Annotated in this window: 18 protein-coding genes and 3 pseudogenes; 9 read left to right on the plus strand and 12 right to left on the minus strand. The window is 55.4% G+C overall.

Annotated elements, in window-relative coordinates:
- Positions 1-362: 362 nt before the first annotated feature.
- Positions 363-916, plus strand: a pseudogene (locus tag TU80_RS24255) (tyrosine-type recombinase/integrase); the annotation flags it as partial.
- 86 nt (positions 917-1,002) lie between these two features.
- Here the strand turns inward: TU80_RS24255 and TU80_RS24260 are convergent.
- Positions 1,003-2,925, minus strand: coding sequence for a methyl-accepting chemotaxis protein (locus TU80_RS24260; protein ID WP_057005552.1), 1,923 nt, complete (start codon positions 2,923-2,925; stop codon positions 1,003-1,005).
- A gap of 542 nt (positions 2,926-3,467) precedes the next feature.
- Positions 3,468-4,478, minus strand: coding sequence for a zinc-dependent alcohol dehydrogenase family protein (locus tag TU80_RS24270; RefSeq protein WP_046383999.1), 1,011 nt, complete (start codon positions 4,476-4,478; stop codon positions 3,468-3,470).
- Positions 4,479-4,534: 56 nt separating this feature from the next.
- Between TU80_RS24270 and TU80_RS24275 the strand changes: the two are divergent.
- Positions 4,535-5,516: pseudogene (locus tag TU80_RS24275) on the plus strand (tyrosine-type recombinase/integrase); the annotation flags it as partial.
- 378 nt (positions 5,517-5,894) lie between these two features.
- On the opposite strand, the gene TU80_RS24280 reads toward TU80_RS24275, so the two are convergent.
- Entirely contained in the window at positions 5,895-6,185 is a 291-nt protein-coding gene (locus tag TU80_RS24280) for a DUF1330 domain-containing protein (protein ID WP_046383998.1), read from the minus strand.
- A gap of 38 nt (positions 6,186-6,223) precedes the next feature.
- Positions 6,224-7,240, minus strand: coding sequence for a zinc-dependent alcohol dehydrogenase family protein (locus TU80_RS24285; RefSeq protein ID WP_057005554.1), 1,017 nt, complete (start codon positions 7,238-7,240; stop codon positions 6,224-6,226).
- Between the two features lie 88 nt (positions 7,241-7,328).
- Here TU80_RS24285 and TU80_RS33740 point away from each other — a divergent pair, with 88 nt between their 5' ends.
- Positions 7,329-8,234, plus strand: a complete 906-nt coding sequence (locus TU80_RS33740; protein ID WP_082643889.1) for a LysR family transcriptional regulator — start codon at positions 7,329-7,331, stop codon at positions 8,232-8,234.
- A 900-nt stretch (positions 8,235-9,134) separates the two neighbouring features.
- Here the strand turns inward: TU80_RS33740 and TU80_RS24300 are convergent.
- Positions 9,135-9,575 (minus strand): hotdog fold domain-containing protein, encoded by a 441-nt coding sequence (locus tag TU80_RS24300; protein ID WP_057005557.1) that lies wholly within the window; start codon positions 9,573-9,575, stop codon positions 9,135-9,137.
- A gap of 135 nt (positions 9,576-9,710) precedes the next feature.
- Here TU80_RS24300 and TU80_RS24305 point away from each other — a divergent pair, with 135 nt between their 5' ends.
- On the plus strand, positions 9,711-10,331 hold the full coding sequence (locus tag TU80_RS24305) for a TetR/AcrR family transcriptional regulator (RefSeq protein WP_057005558.1): 621 nt from the start codon (positions 9,711-9,713) through the stop codon (positions 10,329-10,331).
- 106 nt (positions 10,332-10,437) lie between these two features.
- Here the strand turns inward: TU80_RS24305 and TU80_RS24310 are convergent, their stop codons facing one another.
- On the minus strand, positions 10,438-10,878 hold the full coding sequence (locus TU80_RS24310; protein WP_275942170.1) for a winged helix-turn-helix transcriptional regulator: 441 nt from the start codon (positions 10,876-10,878) through the stop codon (positions 10,438-10,440).
- 56 nt (positions 10,879-10,934) lie between these two features.
- Between TU80_RS24310 and TU80_RS24315 the strand changes: the two genes are divergently transcribed.
- Positions 10,935-11,342: a DoxX family protein gene (locus TU80_RS24315; RefSeq protein ID WP_057005559.1), complete on the plus strand. Its 408-nt coding sequence runs from the start codon at positions 10,935-10,937 to the stop codon at positions 11,340-11,342.
- 11 nt (positions 11,343-11,353) lie between these two features.
- A complete protein-coding gene (locus TU80_RS24320; RefSeq protein WP_057005592.1) occupies positions 11,354-12,097 on the plus strand; it encodes an SDR family NAD(P)-dependent oxidoreductase in 744 nt (247 codons plus the stop codon).
- 71 nt (positions 12,098-12,168) lie between these two features.
- Here the strand turns inward: TU80_RS24320 and TU80_RS24325 are convergent, their stop codons facing one another.
- From TU80_RS24325 to TU80_RS24335, 3 genes are all read right to left on the minus strand, one after another.
- Positions 12,169-13,377: an MFS transporter gene (locus TU80_RS24325; protein ID WP_057005560.1), complete on the minus strand. Its 1,209-nt coding sequence runs from the start codon at positions 13,375-13,377 to the stop codon at positions 12,169-12,171.
- A gap of 88 nt (positions 13,378-13,465) precedes the next feature.
- On the minus strand, positions 13,466-14,437 hold the full coding sequence (locus TU80_RS24330) for an alpha/beta hydrolase (protein ID WP_186355076.1): 972 nt from the start codon (positions 14,435-14,437) through the stop codon (positions 13,466-13,468).
- 96 nt (positions 14,438-14,533) lie between these two features.
- Entirely contained in the window at positions 14,534-15,583 is a 1,050-nt protein-coding gene (locus TU80_RS24335) for an NAD(P)-dependent alcohol dehydrogenase (RefSeq protein ID WP_057005562.1), read from the minus strand.
- A 162-nt stretch (positions 15,584-15,745) separates the two neighbouring features.
- Between TU80_RS24335 and TU80_RS24340 the strand changes: the two genes are divergently transcribed.
- On the plus strand, positions 15,746-16,672 hold the full coding sequence (locus TU80_RS24340; protein WP_390896595.1) for an AraC family transcriptional regulator: 927 nt from the start codon (positions 15,746-15,748) through the stop codon (positions 16,670-16,672).
- A 629-nt stretch (positions 16,673-17,301) separates the two neighbouring features.
- On the opposite strand, the gene TU80_RS24345 is transcribed toward TU80_RS24340, so the two are convergent.
- Together TU80_RS24345 and TU80_RS24350 are read right to left on the minus strand one after the other, a co-directional pair.
- Positions 17,302-18,576 carry a glycoside hydrolase family 68 protein gene (locus TU80_RS24345; RefSeq protein ID WP_046383990.1) on the minus strand — a complete coding sequence of 425 codons (1,275 nt, stop codon included), beginning with the start codon at positions 18,574-18,576 and terminating at the stop codon, positions 17,302-17,304.
- A gap of 712 nt (positions 18,577-19,288) precedes the next feature.
- Positions 19,289-19,861: a phosphoribosyltransferase family protein gene (locus TU80_RS24350; protein ID WP_234427210.1), complete on the minus strand. Its 573-nt coding sequence runs from the start codon at positions 19,859-19,861 to the stop codon at positions 19,289-19,291.
- Positions 19,862-19,947: 86 nt separating this feature from the next.
- On the opposite strand from TU80_RS24350, the gene TU80_RS24355 reads away from it, so the two are divergent.
- The gene (locus tag TU80_RS24355; RefSeq protein ID WP_057005563.1) at positions 19,948-20,844 is read left to right on the plus strand and encodes a universal stress protein; all 897 of its coding nucleotides are present in this window, start codon (positions 19,948-19,950) and stop codon (positions 20,842-20,844) included.
- Between the two features lie 56 nt (positions 20,845-20,900).
- Positions 20,901-21,212 (plus strand): annotated as a pseudogene (locus TU80_RS33525) (hypothetical protein); the annotation flags it as partial.
- Positions 21,213-21,282: 70 nt separating this feature from the next.
- On the opposite strand, the gene TU80_RS24365 reads toward TU80_RS33525, so the two are convergent.
- On the minus strand, positions 21,283-21,735 hold the full coding sequence (locus TU80_RS24365; RefSeq protein WP_017847958.1) for a VOC family protein: 453 nt from the start codon (positions 21,733-21,735) through the stop codon (positions 21,283-21,285).
- Positions 21,736-21,757: the final 22 nt, after the last annotated feature.

The raw sequence follows: 21,757 nt of genomic DNA on the forward strand, positions 1-21,757 counted from the left end.
TTGGTATTGGACTTGCCAATGAGCCAGAACAAGTCCAAGATAGCGTCCATTCCTGAGATAGGAAGCAAGGAAAACCTTTTCTAATCAAAAGGTTAGAGGCTAGATTCTAGTCCCGTTTCCCGCTCCAAACATAGCGCTACAGAGTTCCACTGAATTCTGTCAGCGATCGAAACAAGGACCTTCGGGTCCTTTTTTCGTTCCGGCGGGAACCGCTGACATCCAGCACCGTCCAGTGCTTTTAAATCCCGATTTAAGTCCCGAATGAGGGGCTTGGATTTGGATATGCACTGAATCGGTTTTTTGCTGGAGCAGCTTGGATAGCGAGACGAGCATCCGCTCCTGACTCTGTTCAGGAGCTCGCTATGGCACTCTCGGATACGACCGTTCGGCAAGCCCGAATCACCGGCAATGACTACACGCTAGGCGACACGGATGGGCTTGCGCTCAACGTGACGGCCCGCGGCGGGAAAATCTGGCGTTTCAATACTGCTGGGCGGGCGTGCAGAAGCGTATGTCTCTCGGTAGTTATCCGCAAATCAGCCTCAAAGAAGCCCGTGCGCGACGTGATGAGGCGCGCGCCTTGGTCGCCCAAGGCATCAATCCCTATGAGCACCGTAAACAGCAGCGTCGTGCTGTTCGTTTTGCGGCAGAGCAGGCCTTCGAGGCCGTGTTCAATCAATGGGTGGAGTTCCGCAGGCTAAGCCTGAAGGAAGGGCGCCAGAGCACGCTCTCGCAAATCTTGAGAATCTTCAACAAAGACGTGCTGCCCACACTGGGCGGGCGGTCTATCTACGATATCAATCGTCACGATCTGCTGGATTTGCTGAGCAGGATCGAACAGCGCAAGGCCTTAACGACAGCCGAAAAATGCCGGACCTGGTTCAACCAATTGTTCCGCTATGCGTTGGTAAAAATCGAGCATAGGCTGGAGATGTCTACGTTGCTGGGGGCAGTCCAATGAGCTTGCAAAGTGTCTAGAGAGTCCGTGGCGATTCACATCGGTCAAACCTTGAAGTGACTGACAAGTTGCTGTAACTGTACCCCCAGGCGCGCGAGTTCGATACTGGAGGCCGCTGTCTCCTCACTAGCTGAGGCGGTCTGCTCAGACACGTCGCGTACACTCAAAATGCTGCGGCTTATTTCCTCCGCCACCGAACTTTGTTGTACTGCGGCGGCAGCAATCTGTTGGTTCATGGCTTGAATCCCAGAAACCGTCTGAGTGATGCTAGCTAAAGATGCGCCTGCTTTACCTGCCAACGCCACAGTGCTATCGGTTAGTTCGCGGCTGCTCTGCATAATACTGGACACCTGACGTGTTCCACCTTGCAAGCCTGCCACCAAGCTTTCTATTTCCTCAGTGGACTGCTGAGTACGCTGAGCCAGTCCTCGTACTTCGTCAGCGACCACTGCAAAACCGCGCCCTGCCTCACCTGCGCGAGCAGCCTCAATGGCCGCGTTAAGGGCCAATAAATTAGTTTGCTCAGCCACCGCCTTGATCACGTCCATGATCTTGACGATGCGCCCACTTTCTTGTTCAAGCTTATTCATAGCTTCCGCTGAACGCCCGACTTCGCTGGACAAACGCTCAATCTGGGCGATGGCTTCCGCGACTACTTTGTCACCAGCGCGCGCCTGAGCATCGGCCTCTGATGCGGCAACGGAAGCTTGTTCCGCATTCCGCGCAACTTCATGCACAGTGGCCGACATTTCGTGCATCGCAGTAGCCACTTGGTCGGTCTCGGTTTTCTGGCTATTGACCCCAGCGCTGGTCTGCTCAGTGACAGCTGAAAGCTCTTCCGCTGCACTGGCGATCTGGGTGACTCCATCGCGGATACCACCGATCAGATCGCGCAAGGTACGACCCATGCGCTGAATACCTTGTTGCAGCACACCCAGTTCGTCTCTACGGGTCACGACCATGTTTTGCGTGAGATCGCCCGCTGCAATGCAATCGACCACAGCCAGAGTCTCCTGCAATGGGCGGGTAATCTGGCGGGTGATTATCAGAGCTGCAAGAAGCCCCAATAACATTGCCAAAGCAGTGCAACTCAACTGCAGCGTGCGGGCCTGAGCACTATCTGTTTCAAGGGCGGCCAGCTGTCTGGCATACATTTCATCAGTCAGACGGGTGATGGCCTCTCCGAAATTGACAGTGTCCTGCACGGAGTGGTCGATAGCCCCATTACTGGCTGTAAAATCCTGCACTGAGCGGCGGTAAGCCATCAGAGCGGTTTCCAGTTGCCTGATAGGATCGGCATAGGCGGCACCAAAGGTGTTGTTGAGGGTTTCAATGCCCTTGAGCGCACTATCAAGCTGGCGGGCGGCGGCTTGTTCCGTAGTGCTGTTGGGATTGCCGGTGTAGCCACGAACTTCATAACGCACCAGCGCGACATCCTCTTTGGCCTTGAGGATGACTTTGTATAACTCATAACGGCGCTGATCAGAGACTGGCATTGCTTCTACGTCATTGATGAGCTTGGCAATCAGCGCGGCGCCTTTGACCGCATTGGTGGCCATTTCCTTACGGGTGGCCGCACTATTGCGATAGGCCTCGCGCATCGTATTAATTGCCATTTGATACTGAGTGGTGGCTTGGTTGATCAGCGCAAGACTTTGCAAGTTTTCAGGTAGCTGCAGTTCTTTTGCGAGGCTTTTTTGCTTGGCGACAAACAGTTCCAGCGCATCCTGGATCAATGCACCTTGTTGCTCGTCACCCTTGTCCACCTGATACTGAAAACGGGCCCTCCGTAGATGATCAAGACGGTTGCCGAGTTCGGTGATGCCGGCCATTCGATTACTACGGTCAATCATTTTTCCCAAGCTGAACCAGCTGGTCGCGGCAAGGATGGCGGTTAGAAGGAGTACAACAGCAAAGCCCAAGGCCAGCTTGAGCATGACGCTGATATTCGCGAGCCAAGAGTTCATAGCGTTCCTTTGGTAATCAGCCGTGACCGATGAAAACTGGCGCGGTCATCTGAGAAGGGGGGGTAGGTATAATCAATATTGATATGGATGATTGGATGAATATAGCACAGTGATGGCGCAGTGCCATCACGAGCTTTTAATGATTTCGACGATACGTGTCAGAATGGCGACAGCTAGAAAAATGAATCGCCCAGGATTCTCTAGACACCTTGCAAAAAGTTATACAAGGCGCTCGATTTCGTAAAAGGGTGGTGGCCGGCCTATGCAAGTCGGCATGCAATCCTACCGATCAATCACTACGCTCCACCCTGAAGCCTCTCTAGGTGGTTTTGACATCTGCCGCACTCAGGAGAAAGTCCGGTTAGCGCATTGCTTTCAAGACAGGATAGTTGCAGAGGTCGCATACGCCGTCATGAACAGTGAGAGGCAACTATTGTGGGTGGGTTTTTCCAACATTGAGGTCTGAATGACGAACCTTGCAAGCAGTGAAGAGCTAATCACATGGCGAACCTTAAGGTCTTCTCATGCACAGTTATGCGCGCTTAGATATCCAGACAAATTTTGCCGAAATGCTTGTTGGTTTCCTGATACTTGAACGCTTCGACAATCTCGTTCAAAGGGAAATGACGATCAATAATCGGACGCATACCATTAGCATTGATGGCTCGGATCATGTCTTGCTGCTGGCTGCGGCTGCCCACCAATACACCCTGCAGACGTACTTGCTTGATCAGTGCGGGTACAAAATTCATTGCACCGCTTACGCCACTCAGTATCCCGATGATGGAGATGTGACCAGCAACCCGAGTTGCAACCATCGATTGCTCGAGAGTCGCGGGGCCGCCGACTTCTATGATGTGATCAACACCACGGCCACCCGTTAGAGCGCGTGCAGTTTCACCCCAGTTAAGGTCTTTGCGGTAATTGATCACATGATCAGCGCCTAGTCCTTTCAGACGTTCAAGTTTTTCGTCGCTTGAAGAGGTAGCAATGACGGTAGCGCCGGCCAATTTAGCGAACTGCAGAGCGAAAATTGAAACGCCGCCAGTGCCTTGGACGAGCACGGTGTCGCCCGGCTTGAGTGAGTCATCGGCCATCAGGGCGCGCCATGCAGTAAGGCCGGCAGTGGTGAGCGTGGACGCTTCAGCATGGCTGTATCCGATAGGCGCGAGAGTGAACGATGTGGCTTTGGCCGTCACTTGCTCACGAGCGTAGCCGTCAATGCCATCACCTGGCACGCTAACAAAACCCTCAACCAGTGGCGCACCATTGATCCACTCAGGGAAGAATGTACTAACGACCGAGTCACCCACCTTGAATTCAGTGACATCTTCGCCGACAGCAATGACTTCACCTGCGCCGTCGGCCATGGGGATGCGTTTTTCACTAGGCCCCCACATACCGCTGACCACCGCGAAGTCGTGGTAGTTGAGCGAGTTGGCGTGAAGGCGCACCGTGATTTCGCCGCGCGCTGCGGCCCGTACTTCGCTACTGCCAACCACAACCTTTTCATAGCCGCCACCGGGTTGGACGAAGATAGTTTTACTGCTCATAGGGGATTCCTTGTGTTTTCTAATTACGCGAAATTACGACCGTTCGGCAAGCCTGAATCACCGGCAATGACTACACGCTAGGCGACACGGATGGGCTTGCGCTCAACGTGACGGCCCGCGGCGGGAAAATCTGGCGTTTCAATACTGCTGGGCGGGCGTGCAGAAGCGTATGTCTCTCGGTAGTTATCCGCAAATCAGCCTCAAAGAAGCCCGTGCGCGACGTGATGAGGCGCGCCTTGGTCGCCCAAGGCATCAATCCCTATGAGCACCGTAAGCAGCAGCGTCGTGCTGTTCGTTTTGCGGCAGAGCAGGCCTTCGAGGCCGTGTTCAATCAATGGGTGGAGTTCCGCAGGCTAAGCCTGAAGGAAGGGCGCCAGAGCACGCTCTCGCAAATCTTGAGAATCTTCAATAAAAACGTCCTGCCCATACTGGGTGGATGGTCTATCTACGACATCAATCGTCGCGATCTGCTGGATTTGCTGAGCAGGATCGAACAGCGCAAGGCCTTATCGACAGCTGAAAAGTGTCGGACCTGGTTTAATCAATTGTTCCGCTATGCGTTGGTAAAAATCGAGGGGTTAGAACACAATCCGGCTTCAGGCCTGGATGTGGTTGCACTTCGCAAACCTCCTGTTACTCACAATCCATTTCTCCGTATGGAGGAGTTCCCGGCCTTGATGGCTGCTCTTCGAAACTACGGTGGCGCCAACCAAACTCGGCTTGGCCTTCGGTTGTTGCTGCTGACCGGTGTCCGCACGGGCGAGTTGCGGCTGGCGACACCCGACCAGTTCGATTTGGAGAAGCGCTTGTGGATCATACCGGCGGAAGTGGTGAAACAACTCCAGCTAGCGATGTGCAAGCCAGGTAAGCAGATCCAAAACGTACCGCCTTATATCGTGCCACTGTCGGTGCAGGCGCTGGAGATAGTGCGCCATTTGTTGGACCAGGTTGTCCCCGCGCAGCGCTACTTATTTGCGCATCGAAGCGACCTGAGCAAGCGCATCAGTGAGAACACTCTGAATGGCGCTACTGTGTCGATGCGAATGTGCTGGAGACGTCGGGTACTCGGATCGGCATGCCGATCGCTGTTGGACTGGTCAGCGACGCGGGTTGCGATCCGGTCGAGACGGGCAATTTGGCCTCGGTCCTGCCTTTTCAGCAGGGTGGGCCGTGTTGGCGAGCGCACCTTACTGCTCCCCAATTGCGTCGTCGTCTGAGTCTGTCTGACGCATAACCCATCACCATTTTTCCGAGTGTCCCGACGTGTGGTGATGGGCGATCAGGTGACCGGGACTGCCACGTGACCTAGCGAAAAAGCTCGCAGGTTCCCCTGCGCGCTTCATTTCCTGATTAGTAAGCCTAGGTAAGTGTCCTTCGACGGCCGACACAGGGTTCTGGATATCCTCGGTAGGCGTTCTAACTTACTCCGTCTACGACAAACCCTCGATAGACTGCACCCTTGAGCCTGTGTCCAACGATGGACTGATACGCATCGCCGTGATACCAGGCCTTGGCTTCGTCGAATGTCGGGAAGGAGAAAAGTACAACGCCTTCTGGTAATTCCCCTTCAAACGCCTCAATCCGTTGATAGGCTGAAAGCATCGTGGACTGCAGGCCGGCAAGAGCAATGGTGGCTTTTTGTGCATAGATATCAAGCTCATGCTGATCGAGCGTTTTCTCTCGGATGAAGATTACATAAGCAGTCATGATCTGTCCCGTTAGCTATCGTTGACTGGGTCATCACATCAGTGGCTGATAACGACCTTGCCAAAGACGTCACGTGTCATGAGTTTTTCATACGCCCGCTTGGCGTCCCCAAACTCAAAACGACTGTCGATTACAGGGCTGATTCCATGTGCGGCGATGCCTGCGATCAAATCTTCCAGATCTTGTCGACTGCCCAGGGCGATAGGCTGGTATCGCGCCTGGCTCATGAACATGGACATGAAGTCGACGCTGCCTTCCAAGCCCGCGAGTACCCCAACCATCGAAACCTGGCCACCCACCGCAATGGCTTTGACCGACTCCTGGAAAGTGCCTGAGCCACCCACCTCAACGATGCGATTGACGCCATTGCCGTTGGTAAGCGCCCGGACCTGCTGCGACCATGCGGGATGGGTTTTGTAGTTGATGATGTCGGCTACGCCCAACAGCTTGAGCTGTTCGGACTTCTCATCGCTGGATGTCGTGGCAATGACGCGCGCGCCCAGCGCTTTTGCAAACTGGATGGCGAACAACGAGACGCCTCCCGTTCCCTGTGTCAGTACCGTGTCGCCTGCGCTTACTCCTTTGACCGCAGACCACGCAGTGACCGCAGCACAAGGTAGGGTAGCGGCCTCTTCAAAGCTCAGACTGCCAGGAATGTGTGCCAGAGCGTTTTCTGATGTGACGCGGTAATCTGCCAGCCAGCCGTCGACATCATATGAATACTGGGAATACTTTCCGGTGAACGGCCCGTCAATCCATTCAGGGAAGAATGAGTTCACGACTCGATCCCCAGTGACGAAGCGAGTCACTCCCTCGCCAACGGCGATCACCTCACCTGCACCATCGGAAAGAGGGATGGTGCCCGATGGTACGGGCGCTGTGTAGTGTCCTTGCAGAATGAGGATGTCTCGGAAATTCAACGAGGAGGCGCGTACGCGGACGACGACTTCGCCTGAGGCCGGAGTCGGAATCGCTATGGCACCGTTGACAAGGCCATCGAGCCCGCCAAATTTTTCGAGGTGATAGGCGCGGTTTTGTTTGGTTTCAGCATTCATGAAGCAGTCCTTTCTAGGGGGTTGATACATTATTTTCCCCTTGAATGCCGTGGTTGATAATCCACTGCCACCTACTCATACTGTTTAGATGAACTACACAATCGGACGCGGTGAGTTAGATGGGGTTCTCGTGTTCTTGGCGGTCGCCGAGGCGCGCGGCTTCCGGGCGGCTGCGCGCCGCCTTGGCATTACGCCATCAGCTGTTAGTCAGGCGATACGCACATTCGAACAGCGAGTGGGAGTGCCACTGCTGGCACGAACTACCAGAAGCGTCGGACTGACTGAGGCTGGAGCAAGACTGCTGCTTCAAGTGCGGCCTGCTGCTCAGCAGGTACTTCTGGGAATTGAGTCCGCGCGTAACTTCGGTGAGTCTGTAACCGGGCTGCTTCGAATCAGTGTTCCCAGGCCAAGTGTTCCTATGCTGACAGAACGCTTCGTGCCTGGGTTCCTTAGCGCGAACCCGGGAATACAGCTTGAATTTGTCGGTGATGATCACCTGGTGGACATCATTGATGAAGGTTGCGATGCCGGAGTACGACCGCGTTCATATGTACACGCTGATATGGTTGCGGTACCTCTGACCGCTGAGGAACCCAGCATTGTGGTCGGCTCACCGTCCCTGATCGCGCGCTATGCGCGGCCTCTGCTACCTGATGATATCTTGGGCCTGCCGTGCATCACCTATCGGCAGGCGGGTATTGTGCTGGACAGCTGGACATTCAGCGTCTCGGGCGAAAGACACGTAGTGCGCGTCCGTGGTCCGTTGATACTGGATGATGTGGCCGCTTGTATTCACGCCGCGGAGCGAGGGGTCGGATTGTTCATGCTTCCGCGATCTCTCGTTGCGCGCCATATCCACGCTGGAACACTTGAAGTCTTACTCGAAAGCTTCTCGGTGACCTTTCCCGGATTGGCGCTTTATTATCCCAGTCGGCGAAATGTGCTGCCCAAACTTCGTGCATTCATCGACTATGTTTTAGTCGGCAGACCTTAAGGGCATTGCAGTTGCTCGGTATGCGAGCCAGGAAGTGAAATGCACCTCGCATTGCAGGCTCCTCCTTTTGTAGTGTGCAAGAGTGAGCGAGGCGCTGAGCGCCATAGGTGATCCCTAAATGCCAGGCTTTCAAATTCGGGTGATTGTTGCGCTCCTACGCATGACCCGGCGAAAACGAATTTGCGGTTCTCTCGAAGCGTTGTTCGAAGGTATTTAAAAGTGCGCAAGATGGGCCCGGCCAGGCTTACACATCGAATGATGGGGAACGTCCAGGTAGAACATCGAATCGTGGATGGAGTTGAGGTGTATCGGTTGCCCCCTCATGCTCCCGATGTTTCAGCAAAGCACGTTTTGTATCTGCACGGAGGGGCATGCATATGCCCTCTGTGAAATCCGCCTTGATTCCGTTGTCTCCGTAATGACCGCGCACGCTGACGGTCACGTCCAATTTCCCAAGGTATCCCCACCGAAACCGCAAGACATGGCGCTCAATTCGAAGGTCGCTTGATATCCGCTCGAGTCGAAGACTAGCCCGCCAACGGTGCGCCAGACGCAATAGCGAGTTGGATGAAGTGAAGGTGCGCTTCCATGGCTGCCCAAGAAAACAGCGCAGTTGGTGAAAGTCTTTGCCCTGTCGAATCTGTGCATGACGCGCCGACATTTTCTGACGAAGGCGGGAGGTGCCTCTGTGATGCAGATCCAGAGTCTGCCTTCATCCCCATTATTAGGGGGCGTGTAACGCCCTGAATCGCTCCGGGTTTTCTAGACACTCCCCAAGCTCGCTGTGCGGCGCTTTTCAAACTCTACCGGTGACAGTTAATTGTTGAAACTATGACGCATTTTTCATGCTCGCAGCAGGAGCGATTTGGCTCGGCATAACGCCGAGCCTATAGAAAAGGCCTAAGCGATTTTCACATTCATCGTGATTCTGGCAGTGAAAACTTTCACGCCACCCTCGTCGAAGATATCAACCGGAACGAACTTGTCGCCGCCGGTTTTCCAGTCAATACCGCTGCCATCAGCTACAGCTCGAATGCTCGATTTTGCTTTCGCGAGATATTCAACGGTCATGCCTTTCGGAATCCATTTGGCGCCTGAAGGAATCGAAGCGTCAGTCATCATTCCGCCCGCGAGCTCGGCTGCGTTGCACAGGGCTATCGCGTGCACAGATGCCAGATGGTTGGTGATTTCCTTGCGAAACGGCACGTTAACGACTGCATGGCCTGGGCTGAGCTCTGAAATCTCAGGGGCGATTGTGCTGAAGTAAGGTGCCATTTGGCAGGCCATATTGCTGAACGCGGCGGGGCCTACGCTATTGAACATGCTTAGAGCTTGACTCATGAGATACCCTCTTGGTTGAATACAGAACAATATTCTGTAACAGAACAATATTCTGTATATCTGGAGGCTGTCAAGCCAAGCTTTCTTTACGGTGCGTTCAACCTATAGACTCCGCTTCATTTGGCGTTTCCCCTCATGCATTCAACTGATCTGATCGAGCGTATCTATCCGGGAAGGCGTAGCGAGCTCAAGCGCACTATCCTGCGCCGAGCACTTGCCTGCTTTAACGAGGTAGGTATCGAAGCCACAAACATCGAAACCATTCGGGCTCAATGCGAAACGAGCGTAGGCGCTATCTATCATCACTTCGGGAGTAAAGAGGGACTGGTGGCCGCTCTTTTTTTCGCTGCGCTAGAAGATCAGGCAGCGCTCCGAGATAGCTATTTGCAGAAAGCACAGACGGCTCAAGCGGGTGTAGCGGCTCTGATCTATAGCTACGCTGAATGGGTAGATGAGCAACCGGATTGGGCTCGCTTTGTTTTCCAAAGTCGCTACGCCGTCTCAAATGGGCCTTTCAACGGTGAATTGCTTGAACGCAATAAACAACGCAACAGGCAGTTGTTGGACTGGATGAGTGTCGAGGGCCGCAAGGAGCAGTTCAGTCATCTTCCTGTAGAACTCTTACCGTCACTTATCATCGGAGCGACAGAAAGCTATTCGCGTGCTTGGCTTTCCGGGAGGGTCAAAAAAAGCCCGAAGCAGTATCAGGACTTTCTCGCGAAGGCTGCTTGGAATTCGATTACGCAAATAGACTAGATAGCTAACTGACCTTGGAGTAAGTGTCGGAGGTTCTGAATCAGCTGGCTTTCAAGGCGCAGGAGGCACGTCGCACATCACCTCGGCTGCAGTGAATCGCTCAGGTTTAAACCGCACCATCACCTTTGCGGGTGCTGTTAGCTTTTCGGCCACGTGGATTTGGTTTCACGGGGACGCTTTTCCCGTACTCGCTCCACCAGGTGGCGAGTGCCGCCATCGTCGGCCCGAGTGCGCGTGCTTTTGCGGTCATCTCATATTCGACGCGCGGTGGTACTTCCGCGAAGACTGTTCGCGAGATCAGGCCATCGTTTTCAAGCTCTCGGAGTTGCGCCGTCAGCATGTGTTGCGTGATACCGCTAATCGCCTTGCGCAGTTCCCCAAAACGATAGATGCGCTGATTCAGCAGCCACATGATTTCCAGCTTCCACTTGCCTGAAAGCAGCGAAAATGCGCGGCGCATTTCCTCGTGCATGTTGATCTGAGCGTCATCATTAGTCTGGTTTTCCATACTAAGCACCACTTTTTCATCCTGCTTGTGGATTTTCATGTTAGGCGACATCTTTGCCCTAAGTCGACGTAACAATACCTGCTTAGGAAAACCACATGATCGTAAATTATATTTACTGGATTAGCACGGCGCTGCTTTCGTTGCTCTATTTCGCCTCTGCCGCGATGTACATCGCCAAAGGAGACTATGTTCGAAACGCACAAGCGGAGTTGGGCTATTCAGCCTCCCACCTGGTGCCTTTGATGATCGTGGTCAAGGTACTGGGTCCTGCTGCGATTTTGTGGCGCTACAATGTGGCGCTCAGTGAACTCGCTTATGCCGGTATGTTTTATCACCTGCTGCTTTCAGCTTCAGCGCACCTGGGTGTTCACAAGCCCAAAGGTGCTATCCCGGCAGCCGTGGGGCTCATTCTCCTGGCCGCCTCCTTCGTGACACAAAACGCCGTTCGCGAATTTCCGTCGCCTTACGCACCGGCGGCGATCATCCAAACGACTCTTGAATAATGGGGAATGCTATGACTCGACTCAGTGGAAAAGTGGCCATTGTCACCGGCGCCGGTCGGGGTATCGGCCGAGCCACCGCAAAGATTTTCGCGGTGCAGGGCGCGAAAGTCGCGGTCGTTTCGCGCACGGCTGAAAATGTTGATCAGGTGGTTGCCGAGATCCAGGCCGCTGGCGGCATCGCCCTCGGAATCGTTTGCGATATCGCTGATCCCGTTCAAATTACTGCCACTGTCGACAAGGTGATGGCTGCCTATGGACGAATCGACATTCTGGTTAACAATGCTTTCGATCCTTCTGTGGTTTTTTCATCGGTGATTGAGCTATCAGCCGAGCAGTTGCAGCGTAATTTCGAAATGGGCCCGATTGCTTATCTGCGAACGATGCAGGCGTGCTATCCCCATCTCAAAGCCAGCGGTGAGGGCCGGGTTATTAATTTCGCGTCCCTGGCCGGTGTCATTGGCATGCAGGGCTATGCGCCTTACAACATGGCAAAGGAAGCCGTACGTGCCTTGACTCGCTCTGCGGCCAGGGAATGGGGCGCTGACAAGATCACGGTCAACAATGTCATGCCGGTCGCTGACACGTGGGGAACCGCGGTCGATGTACCTGCCCCCACTAACGTGCTTGGTCGTTATGGATCACCGGAAGAGGATATTGCGCCGGTGGTGTTGTTTCTCGCCAGCAAGGATGCGCAGTTCTTGACGGGATACAGCCTGACACCGGACGGCGGCCAAATCATCGACAGCGCACGCTGATTTTACCGTCCAGCCTGTGAACGATTGCTCCACCGGAACCACAAGAAACGCCTTGGCGTGTCTTGTGTTTTTTATGCGATGTTCACCGATGCAACCGGCTCCCGCGTGGCAGAGCGTGCAGCCAGGAAGGCAAGCACAGCCGCCACGCCCAGCAATGCGGCGCTCAACTCGAAGGTTGCGCGATAGCCGCTCAAGTCAAACACCAGCCCGCCAACGGTTGCACCCGAGGCAATGGCCAGTTGAATGATCGCCACCATTAAGCCGCCTCCCGCTTCAGCAGCCTCTGGCAATGTTCTGGCCAGCCATGTCCACCATCCCACTGGAGCTGCCGTTGCAACCAGTCCCCAGAGACCCAACAAGACAGTGGTGGTGGCCGCCGAACTGCCGAATGAAACGAGCGCCAGTGCGATCACCGCCATCAATATCGGAATGACGATGAGGGTGCGATGCAGGCCATTTTTCAAGAAGGCTTCAATCAGGAAGGTTCCCGCGAGCCCAGCCAGACCCAAGACGAGCAACATCAGCGATAGCGTGGAAACACTGACGTGCGTGACCGTTTCTAGGAACGGGCGCAGGTAGGTAAACAGCATAAACTGCCCCATGAAAAAGACACTGACCGCCACCATGCCTAACGCGACCGGTAGGCTTTTCATCAACTTGAAGACATTCCCAGTGCCCGAACCACTTTGTGACTTCATCGCCGGAAGGCTAAATAGAAGCCAGGCAGAGGCGATCACCGCGACCGGAATAACGCACAAAAATGCACCGCGCCAGCCGATCAACGCGCCAAGGAAACTGCCCAGCGGCGCTGCAATCACTGTTGCCAGAGCGTTGCCGCCGTTGACGATTGCCATGGCGCGAGTGATCTGGTCTTCAGGCACCAGGCGCATGGCGGTTGCGGCCGACAGCGACCAGAAGCCGCCTATCGCTACCCCGATCAACGCGCGACCGATCATGAACACCCAGTAATTCGGCGCGAAAGCGACCACTGTTCCCGAAATGATCATCAGCACAGTCAGTGACAACAGCAGAGGTTTGCGGTCGACCCGCGCCGCCACCGAAGCGATCAGAAGGCTGGCGAACAGTGCAAACAGTCCAGAGACAGAAATACCCTGACCTGCTTGCCCCTCGGTGATATGCAAGTCGGCGGCAATCGGCGTCAGCAGGCTGACGGGCATGAATTCCGATGCCACCAGCACGAAGGCTGCAAGCGACATGGCGAATACGGCGCCCCACGATTGTTCAGCTTTCCGGGGGGCGTGGAGGGAGTGGTTGCTCATTGATTGAATCCTGTCATGCGCGAAGCGTTGCGGCCCCGTAAATGAGGCCGCGAGAGAGAACCGGTGCCCGGCCAGGGGCACCGGCCATTTACTTCAGGTTGCTTTTGAAGAACGAAGTCAACTTAGCGAATGGAATGAGGTTGACCCGGTCGTAAAGATCCACATGTCCGGCATCTGGAATGATCAGCAGTTCTTTGGGTTCGGCAGCGCGTTTGTAGGCGTCTTCACTGAACTCGAGCGAGTGTGCCTTGGCACCAGCAATGAACAGCAGTGGGCGAGGGGAGATCGAATCTATGTCGTTAAACGGATAGAAGTTCATGAACTTCACGTTGCTGGTCAGTGTAGGCATGGTGGTGGTCTGCGCCGATGCGCCGGCAGGCGTAACCTCGCCACGCGGGGTGCGGTAGAAATCGTAGAACTCGTCACCCACGACGTTACCGGTCAGCTTCAGCGGCGTGCCGCTGGTATAACGGATTTGACCACCCTGAAACTCTATATCACGCTGCTGCGCCGCCTCGCGAATGATCTGCTGACGTTGTTCCGCCGTTACGCCATGCTTGAGGCCGTTACGATTGGCTGCGCCCATGTCGTACATGCTGACGGTGGCGATCGCCTTGAGGCGCGGATCAATCTTGGCCGCGCTGATGGCGAAGCTGCCGCTGCCACAGATGCCAATGACACCAATACGCTCGTGATCAACAATGGGTTGAGTGCCGAGAAAGTCCACGGCGGCACTGAAGTCTTCGGCATAGATATCAGGCGAGACCGCTTGGCGAGGTGTGCCCGCACTTTCGCCCCAGAAGGACAAGTCCAGCGACAACGTGACAAATCCTTGTTCAGCCATTTTGGTGGCGTAGAGGTTTGCACTCTGCTCCTTTACGGCGCCCATGGGGTGTCCAACGACAATGGCTGCGTTTTTCGTTTTCGGATCGAGGTCTGTCGGCGTGAACAGGTTGCCCGCGACTTTCATTCCGTATTGATTTTTGAAGGTGACCTTTTCCACCGTCACTTTGTCACTTTTGTAGAAGTTGTCTGCACCGTTTGACATATCGGCTCCCATCGAAGAAAAAGAGGTAACAAGTAGCCCGAGGGCGAGAAAAATACCTTTCACTGGATCATCCTTTCGGTTGAGTCGTTACCGGCTGGAGTCTTTCGACTAGCCAACCAATGTGGCGTTGTCGATCACGAAGCGATACTTCACGTCACCCTTGAGCATCCGTTCGTAGGCGTCATTGATCTGATTGGCTCGGACCAGTTCGATGTCGGCGACGATGCCGTGTTCGGCGCAGAAATCCAGCATCTCCTGCGTTTCAGGGATGCCGCCGATCATCGAGCCGGCGATCGTTCGGCGCTTCATGATCAGGTTGAACACATTGGGTGATGGATGCGGCGATGCCGGTGCGCCGACGAGGGTCAACGCACCATCGCGCTTGAGCAACACCAGGAAAGCATCCAGATCGTGGGGCGCTGCGACGGTGTTGAGGATGAAGTCGAAGGTCTTGGTATGCGCGGCCATCTCCTCAGCGTTGCGCGATACCACAACTTCGTCAGCGCCCAACTCCTTCGCCGCTTCGCGCTTGGATTCGGACGTGGTGAACGCCACAACGTGGGCGCCCATCGCATGGGCCAGTTTGATGCCCATGTGGCCCAGCCCACCGATGCCGACCACACCTATTTTCTTACCCGGCCCGGCGTTCCAGTGACGCAGCGGAGAATACGTGGTGATGCCCGCGCACAGCAGCGGCGCGACGGCGGCCAATTGCTCCTCCGGGTGACTGATGCGCAGGACATAACGCTCATGCACCACAATGTTTTGCGAGTAGCCGCCCAGCGTCCAGCCGGGCGCGTCTGACGTCGGAAAGTTGTAGGTGCCGATCATGCCATCGCAGTAGTTTTCCAGGCCGGATTCACAGTCGTCACAGTGTTTACAGCTGTCGACGATGCAACCGACACCGACCAGATCGCCGACTTTGAATTCCGCTACATGGGCGCCGACCGCCGATACGCGGCCGACAATTTCGTGTCCCGGTACGCAGGGGAACTGCGTGCCTGCCCATTCGGCACGCACCTGATGCAAGTCCGAATGGCAGATACCGCAGAAGGCGATGTCGATCTGAACGTCATGGGTGGCGGGGGAACGGCGACTGATCTGCAAAGGCTCAAGGGGTTTGTCGCCCGCGTAAGCACCATAGGCATGTATAAGCATGGGAGAATCCTCCTCGATGGTGTGTCGAGTAAGCATTTTCCCCCCTTTGAGCAGACTCTCTACAGTGCATTTCACTGAATTACTTGCCTGATCCTATGAGTCTGCGTTCTTTTGCAAAACGGTTACGTGCGAGTGGGTTAGAGTTCAACGAAGAGGTACGAGATGAACATGACAGCTCAATACGACATCGCCACATCGCGGCAGCAAGCGCTTGCTCAGGTCATTGGCTCGCAGGTCTCGAAGCCCGGTGACTATGGAACCCTCATTGAGGGCCTCGGTTTCTTTCGGCGTGAGCATCCCTCCGCTCCCATCGTCTGCATGGTCGAGCCAAGCATCATTCTTGTCGCTCAGGGCAAAAAACAGTTGTGGCTAGGCGGTGAGGGTTATCCGTATGACACATCGCGCTTTCTGGTTACATCACTGAATTTACCTGCCAACTCGGAAGTCCTCGCGGCGAGCCCGGAACATCCGTGCCTGGGGCTGACGTTTAAACTCGATTTGCGCATGCTGGCCGAACTGATAGCGCAGACTGACTTGCCGCGCACCCGTGAACGCTCAATCGCGAAAGGCGTAGGTATCGGTTCGGTAACCGCAGACATGCTGGCGTCGTTCGAACGCTTATTGGCGTTGCTTGATGAACCGGAAGCCATTCCTGTTCTCGCCCCCTTGATCCAGCGTGAAATTCACTACCGCCTCTTGAAAAGTGATCAGGCTGGCCGGCTTCGACAGATAACTTCTGTCGATGGCCAAGGTTATCGGATCGCGAAAGCCATCGATTGGTTGAAGTTGAACTACACTTCGGCGCTTAGAGTCGATGAGCTAGCGGCCCGTGTACAGATGAGCACGCCAACCTTCCACCACCACTTCCGCCAACTCACCGCAATGAGCCCCTTGCAGTATCAAAAATGGCTGAGGCTGAACGAGGCAAGGCGATTGATGCTCAATGAACACCAAGACGTATCCAGTGCGGCTTTCAAGGTTGGATATGAAAGCCCCTCCCAGTTCAGCCGCGAATACAGTCGATTCTTTGGTGTTGCGCCTAAACGAGATATCGCAGTGTTACGAAAGGGCAGGCTAGCGACATTGTGAGGTCTTCTTGGCGAATCAGATCGGAGCAAGGGTCCGATTCACCAGCCGCTGCTCGGGTGGCGATAGGGTACGTCCCGCCAGTTGCACGATGGCGCACTCGATACACATGTCCGATGGCGAAAGTTCGGGATGTAACACGGTGCGCAAGTTTACTAGGCCGCCATTACGGGCGTCATGCTCCAGCCAAGAGTTTCAGGTGAACAGGAGGTTGTCACCACACAACGTCAGGTCGCGTAGCAACGACGGGTTGTCAAAGGTCAGTTCCCACCAGTATCGCCTGATTCTGTTTCATGATGAACATCGCGCGCAGGCGCGGGGCGAGAGACTTGTCGAGCATCACGAAGGACCAGGCATAGCCCGGCACCTGCGTCGGTGAACGGGGGGAGTCTGCTGGAGTAGTGGATGTTCCGGCCGGCGGTAGAGGGCGGCGGGCCGGGCCAGCAGAACCAATTGGGTGTATACCCGTTACTGGCTGCCTCCTTGCAGCCAGTAACAAAGGGTTGTTACTACGTATTGTTCAAGAGGGTTCCCGAGCAAAGTCGCAGTAAGTTAGGTGGGATATATCGATCCTATCCGCAACGAGTTTTTCATCGAGCTCAAACTCGCTGCCTCAAAGCCCTGGGTAGCGATTACTTGAGCGTAACGTCGAGCATCGGCGGGATGTAACCGTAGTCGTACTCGGCAACCACGAACGTCTGCTGCCCTTTGATCTTGATCCCCACCGTCGGTGCTTCGGTGCCGCCGATACGAATCTGCGTGCCGGTTTCGTCGGTCGGTACGCTGTCGATAAATGAGGTCACCAGGCCGTTGGGCATCACGCAGTGCGAGTAGGTCTGGAACGGCTGGGAAGACGGATTTCCCAGTACCAGGCCGGAACCGTTCAAGGGTACGTAAGGACCGAACAGCGAATCTGCGACAAAGCCGTACACACCGTCTGGCCCGGTCACCCCATCGGCATAGGTAAAGGTGTGGCTGATGGTGAACAGGTAGTACTTGCCGTCCTGGAACACGAAGTGCGGGCGTTCGGTCTGATCGTTGACGCCTACCGCGGTCAGCAGCGGCGGCAGCATTTCCCAGTCGTCGCCGTCTTCGTCACGGGCTACGGCGATACCGACACAGGCCGTCTGGAAGCGCGAGTTGCCGACGTCTTCATAACCCGGCGGCACATCACCGACTTCTGCTTCACCGACCTTGTGCGAGCCGCGCTCGCCGGCCACGTTGCCCTCGAACAGCATGTACAGCTTGCCATCCTTCGGGTCGCGGAACGGCCATGGATCACGGAAACCCCAGAAGGCGTTTTGCGCTTCGGTCTGGTACATCTTGCCGTCGGCCTCGAACAGCGGCTTGACCTTCTCGAAGCCGACCAGGCTGACGCCATGCTCGGTGGTCACCACACGGCCACGCACCTTGACGATGGTCGCGCCCGGCGTGACCGCGGTGTAGTACAGGTCCACTTCGCCTTGCTCGTTCAACAGAATCGGCGTGCCGGCCCATTCGCGAACGGTCGGCGAAACCCCTTCAGCCATCACTCGGCCGCCGAGTTCCCAGTTCTTGCCGGTGCGGGAGAACCAGTAGTACATCTTTGCCCGGCCATGGCGATCGTTCCAGTCGCGGGTGATGTCGTAGTTACCGTTCTGGTCGAGGTATTGCGGGTCGTTCGGGTGACGATCCGCAGTCAGGGTGAAGATCACCGACCAGCCATCGACAGAGGTGATGTTGCCGTCGATATCACGCAGCGGCATGGTGTCCCAGATAAATACCTCGTCGCTCAGTACCGGGAAGTTCGCACTGACCAGTGGCTGGGTGGTAGTGGGGTCGTCCGCGCGGACTTTCAGCGCATCGGCTCGGGTCCACAGGCTGGGTTGATGGGGTGTTTTGCCAAATTTCTCAGTGTTGCTTTTCATAGGGAAAAACCTCGTCCATGAATGGATTCAAATAAATACTGTATTTATATACAGTCATTTAACTGTAAAAGACTCCTCCCTTCGGGTCAAGGGAAAAAATGCATTTATGCATAATTGAGTTTTTTGTTGAAGCTGATACGTTTCAGCTTGTGATGTTTCTAGAGGTTTGTTCTCGGACCGATCAGCGACGTTACCTGCATGATGCTGGGTAGACGCAGGTGGTCAAATCGATCAACGCTGTCGAACCTGGCAAAGAGTTTTGGTGCGATGGCATGGACGTAGCCCTGCGTCTTCAACGCCAGCATCACTATCAGTAGAGGAGTCAGGCAATGAACGGTGCAATCGATGCGCGGGCACGTCACCGAGAGGCTCAACCGGCATTAATACTTGCAAGTTAGGGGCTGCGGATTGTGGGTTAAGTCAGTCGAATTAATTTCGCAGCTGTTTCGAAAGCCGACAGCAACGATGCTACCGAGCCAATCAAGCTGATCAGGTTGCCTGGGATCGGGTACATCCCCCCAAGGGGTTAGTACCGATACAAAGTTGACTCACCGGAGGTACGGACGAAAACTTGGATGAACTGATGGCGATCTCATCCCAGGCCTAGGTCTGTGAAAGCTACCAAAGCGGAGCTGGTCGGCCGGTCCGTGGCGCCGAGCGTTCGCCACCGCTCAAGCCCGGTGACTCGGCGAAGCCCTGAACGCTTCCACCGTCAGCGGGCTGCGCCGTGTCGTACCACTTCTATACAAAAGGTCTGTTCGTAGGGCGGTACGTTGCATTCGACAATATCAGTGGCGGCGACTTGCAGGTGTATACCGACAATGTCGGCCCGGATCGGCTGCTGACGGACATGCCGGTCGACCAGTACCGCCGTATGGACCCGACGAGCCCCCAGTTGTGCCAGATATGCACAAGTGCGCAGGAGGGAATGGCCTTCGAAGAGCACATCATCGACCACCAGAAACGTGGTATTGGCCAGATCCAACCTGCCCAGGGCCGGGTTTTCGGTCAATTGCGTGTAGGTATGCAGCACTTGCAGGTCGTCGGCGTAGCGCTTGACCTGCAGCGGGTAAACAGGGAGTTCCGGCCGGCCGGTCTGACGCGCAATGTACTCGCGCAACCTTTGAGCCAGGGGCAGGCCCCTGCGCTCGATGCCTATCAGTGCCGCATGCGTCGGTAGCGCCAGAGGTGTGGGCACAAGCTGCCGCGAGTGAATGTATTGCTTGCCCGGGCACTTGATATAAATCAACTCCAAGGCCGCATCGACGGAGGATTCTGAGTTCATAAATAAGGTGCTCGGTTCGGCGGTGAACACGACAGTTGTCCGCCATTGCGGGCAATGACAAACGTGCAAGCCCATGGAGTCCGATCATGAGCCAGTATCAACGGTTATTGCTGATCATCAACCCGGCGTTGCGCGGGTCTCAAGCCATGAACCATGCTGCCGCTCTGGCCAAGGTCAGCGGTGCGAGCCTGCACATTGCTGCCTTGATCCCTACCTGGAACCTGTTGTCGCTGCTCGAAGAGGGTGACCGGGGAAAAGCTCGCGAAAATTATCTGCAAGATCATCGCGATTGGCTCAAATACCAGGCAGCTCATCTGCGTGATAGTAATAAAGGTATCGAAGTGACGGCTGAAGCGAAGTGGGCCGACGACCTTCAGCAAGAAATTCTCGATTACGTCGCAGAAATGCAGCCAGACCTGCTGATCAAGCAGGTGCAGCGCGAACCGGCACTCAAGCGTGCATTCATCACCCCGCTGGATTGGCGTTTACTGCGTCACTGTCCGATACCGGTCTATCTGCTCAGCGAAGACGACCTGCCCTTGCCGCGCAAGATCGTGGCGGCGGTCGATGCCTCCAATACCCTTGCCCAGGACAACGAGCTCAATGAACGGATCATCCAGCAGGCTTCCAGTCTCGCCATCCAGTGTCAGGCCGAGTTGCACTTGCTGTATGCCTGCGACATTTCCATGGTGTACCTGGGCGATATGGGCGGCGGTGGCCTGACAATTTCGGACCTTGGCAGGCAGTTGCGCAAAGGTCATGAAAAGTCATTCCTCGAACTGGCCGACCGTTATGGCGTGCCTGCCGACCGGCGGCATTTCATTGAAGGACAGCCTGTCGCGGTGCTCCATGCGTTCACCGATGAGCAGCATATGGATGTGATTGTGATGGGCAAGGTCCAGTCCCACGGACTGGACAAGCTGCTGGGCAGCACCACCGAACATCTCCTGTATCAGGTGTCCTGCAGCATTCTGGCTATCTAGCGCGGCGAGGGCCGCCTATTCCGAAATCACAGGCGTTATCGTCGGAGGAGGTCCTCGTGATCCTTAGTCCCTCATTGCAAACCCTCTTGCCAAACCGCGTCGAGGCCGGTCGACGACTGGTGGAACCCTTGCTCAAATACGCCAACAGGTCTGACGTCATCAATCTCGCGTTGCCCCGGGGCGTTGAACGGAACGCCGATTTGCGTTTGCCGACCAACACCCGCGCCTTGGTCGTTTTCGTACACGGCAGCGGTAGTGGCCGTTTGAGCCCGCGTAATCAATACGTGGCCGATGTACTGGCCCATCGGGGCTTGGGCTCGCTGTTGTTTGACCTGCTCAGGGAAACGGAGCAGCGCCTGGATAACTTGAGGCGTATCAGGATTCTGACGCACGCTCGTTTTATCAATCTCTTCAAGCGTGTATGCCGATGAAGAAATTTTATTCCCGGCGATCACTTCCTCGCGATTTTCCAAGCAAGCGCCGCTTTTGTTTTTCCAGGAAGAACATCACCTCGAGCTTCAGATTATCGGGGTCGAGGAAATAAACCGCATAGTAGCCCTCGCCATAATCCGGATAGTCAGCGGGTGCGTCGACAATCGTAACCGCCTGATCCAGCAGGAACGCGTAGAGCGCATCGACGTCCTCGCGCGCGGCAACCTCGAACGCATAGTGGTGATAGCCCACATCGCCGGTCCGGTGCTTGTGTTTGCGCCCCTGGGCATCGGCTTCGGTGATCCAGAACAGGGTTTCGCCATTGGTCCAACCAATAACCCGGTCGAACTCCCACTCTATGGTGAATCCCAAGAAACCGAGTACCTGATCGTAGAACGCCCTGGAGCGGTCCAGATCACTGACACGAATAGCCAAGTGGTCTATCCCGATGACGTTCATCCTGTCAGGTCTCCTCGGTTTC

It is taken from the genome of Pseudomonas veronii (genome assembly GCF_001439695.1).
GTDB lineage: Bacteria > Pseudomonadota > Gammaproteobacteria > Pseudomonadales > Pseudomonadaceae > Aquipseudomonas > Aquipseudomonas veronii.

Bases quoted from the DNA above. Each gene is read 5' to 3' on its own strand.
- TU80_RS24260 (WP_057005552.1), bottom strand. From the start codon at position 2,925: ATGAACTCTTGGCTCGCGAATATCAGCGTCATGCTCAAGCTGGCCTTG.
- TU80_RS24270 (WP_046383999.1), bottom strand. From the start codon at position 4,478: ATGAGCAGTAAAACTATCTTCGTCCAACCCGGTGGCGGCTATGAAAAG.
- TU80_RS24280 (WP_046383998.1), bottom strand. From the start codon at position 6,185: ATGACTGCTTATGTAATCTTCATCCGAGAGAAAACGCTCGATCAGCAT.
- TU80_RS24285 (WP_057005554.1), bottom strand. From the start codon at position 7,240: ATGAATGCTGAAACCAAACAAAACCGCGCCTATCACCTCGAAAAATTT.
- TU80_RS33740 (WP_082643889.1), top strand. From the start codon at position 7,329: ATGAACTACACAATCGGACGCGGTGAGTTAGATGGGGTTCTCGTGTTC.
- TU80_RS24300 (WP_057005557.1), bottom strand. From the start codon at position 9,575: ATGAGTCAAGCTCTAAGCATGTTCAATAGCGTAGGCCCCGCCGCGTTC.
- TU80_RS24305 (WP_057005558.1), top strand. From the start codon at position 9,711: ATGCATTCAACTGATCTGATCGAGCGTATCTATCCGGGAAGGCGTAGC.
- TU80_RS24310 (WP_275942170.1), bottom strand. From the start codon at position 10,878: ATGAAAATCCACAAGCAGGATGAAAAAGTGGTGCTTAGTATGGAAAAC.
- TU80_RS24315 (WP_057005559.1), top strand. From the start codon at position 10,935: ATGATCGTAAATTATATTTACTGGATTAGCACGGCGCTGCTTTCGTTG.
- TU80_RS24320 (WP_057005592.1), top strand. From the start codon at position 11,354: ATGACTCGACTCAGTGGAAAAGTGGCCATTGTCACCGGCGCCGGTCGG.
- TU80_RS24325 (WP_057005560.1), bottom strand. From the start codon at position 13,377: ATGAGCAACCACTCCCTCCACGCCCCCCGGAAAGCTGAACAATCGTGG.
- TU80_RS24330 (WP_186355076.1), bottom strand. From the start codon at position 14,437: ATGGGAGCCGATATGTCAAACGGTGCAGACAACTTCTACAAAAGTGAC.
- TU80_RS24335 (WP_057005562.1), bottom strand. From the start codon at position 15,583: ATGCTTATACATGCCTATGGTGCTTACGCGGGCGACAAACCCCTTGAG.
- TU80_RS24340 (WP_390896595.1), top strand. From the start codon at position 15,746: ATGAACATGACAGCTCAATACGACATCGCCACATCGCGGCAGCAAGCG.
- TU80_RS24345 (WP_046383990.1), bottom strand. From the start codon at position 18,576: ATGAAAAGCAACACTGAGAAATTTGGCAAAACACCCCATCAACCCAGC.
- TU80_RS24350 (WP_234427210.1), bottom strand. From the start codon at position 19,861: ATGAACTCAGAATCCTCCGTCGATGCGGCCTTGGAGTTGATTTATATC.
- TU80_RS24355 (WP_057005563.1), top strand. From the start codon at position 19,948: ATGAGCCAGTATCAACGGTTATTGCTGATCATCAACCCGGCGTTGCGC.
- TU80_RS24365 (WP_017847958.1), bottom strand. From the start codon at position 21,735: ATGAACGTCATCGGGATAGACCACTTGGCTATTCGTGTCAGTGATCTG.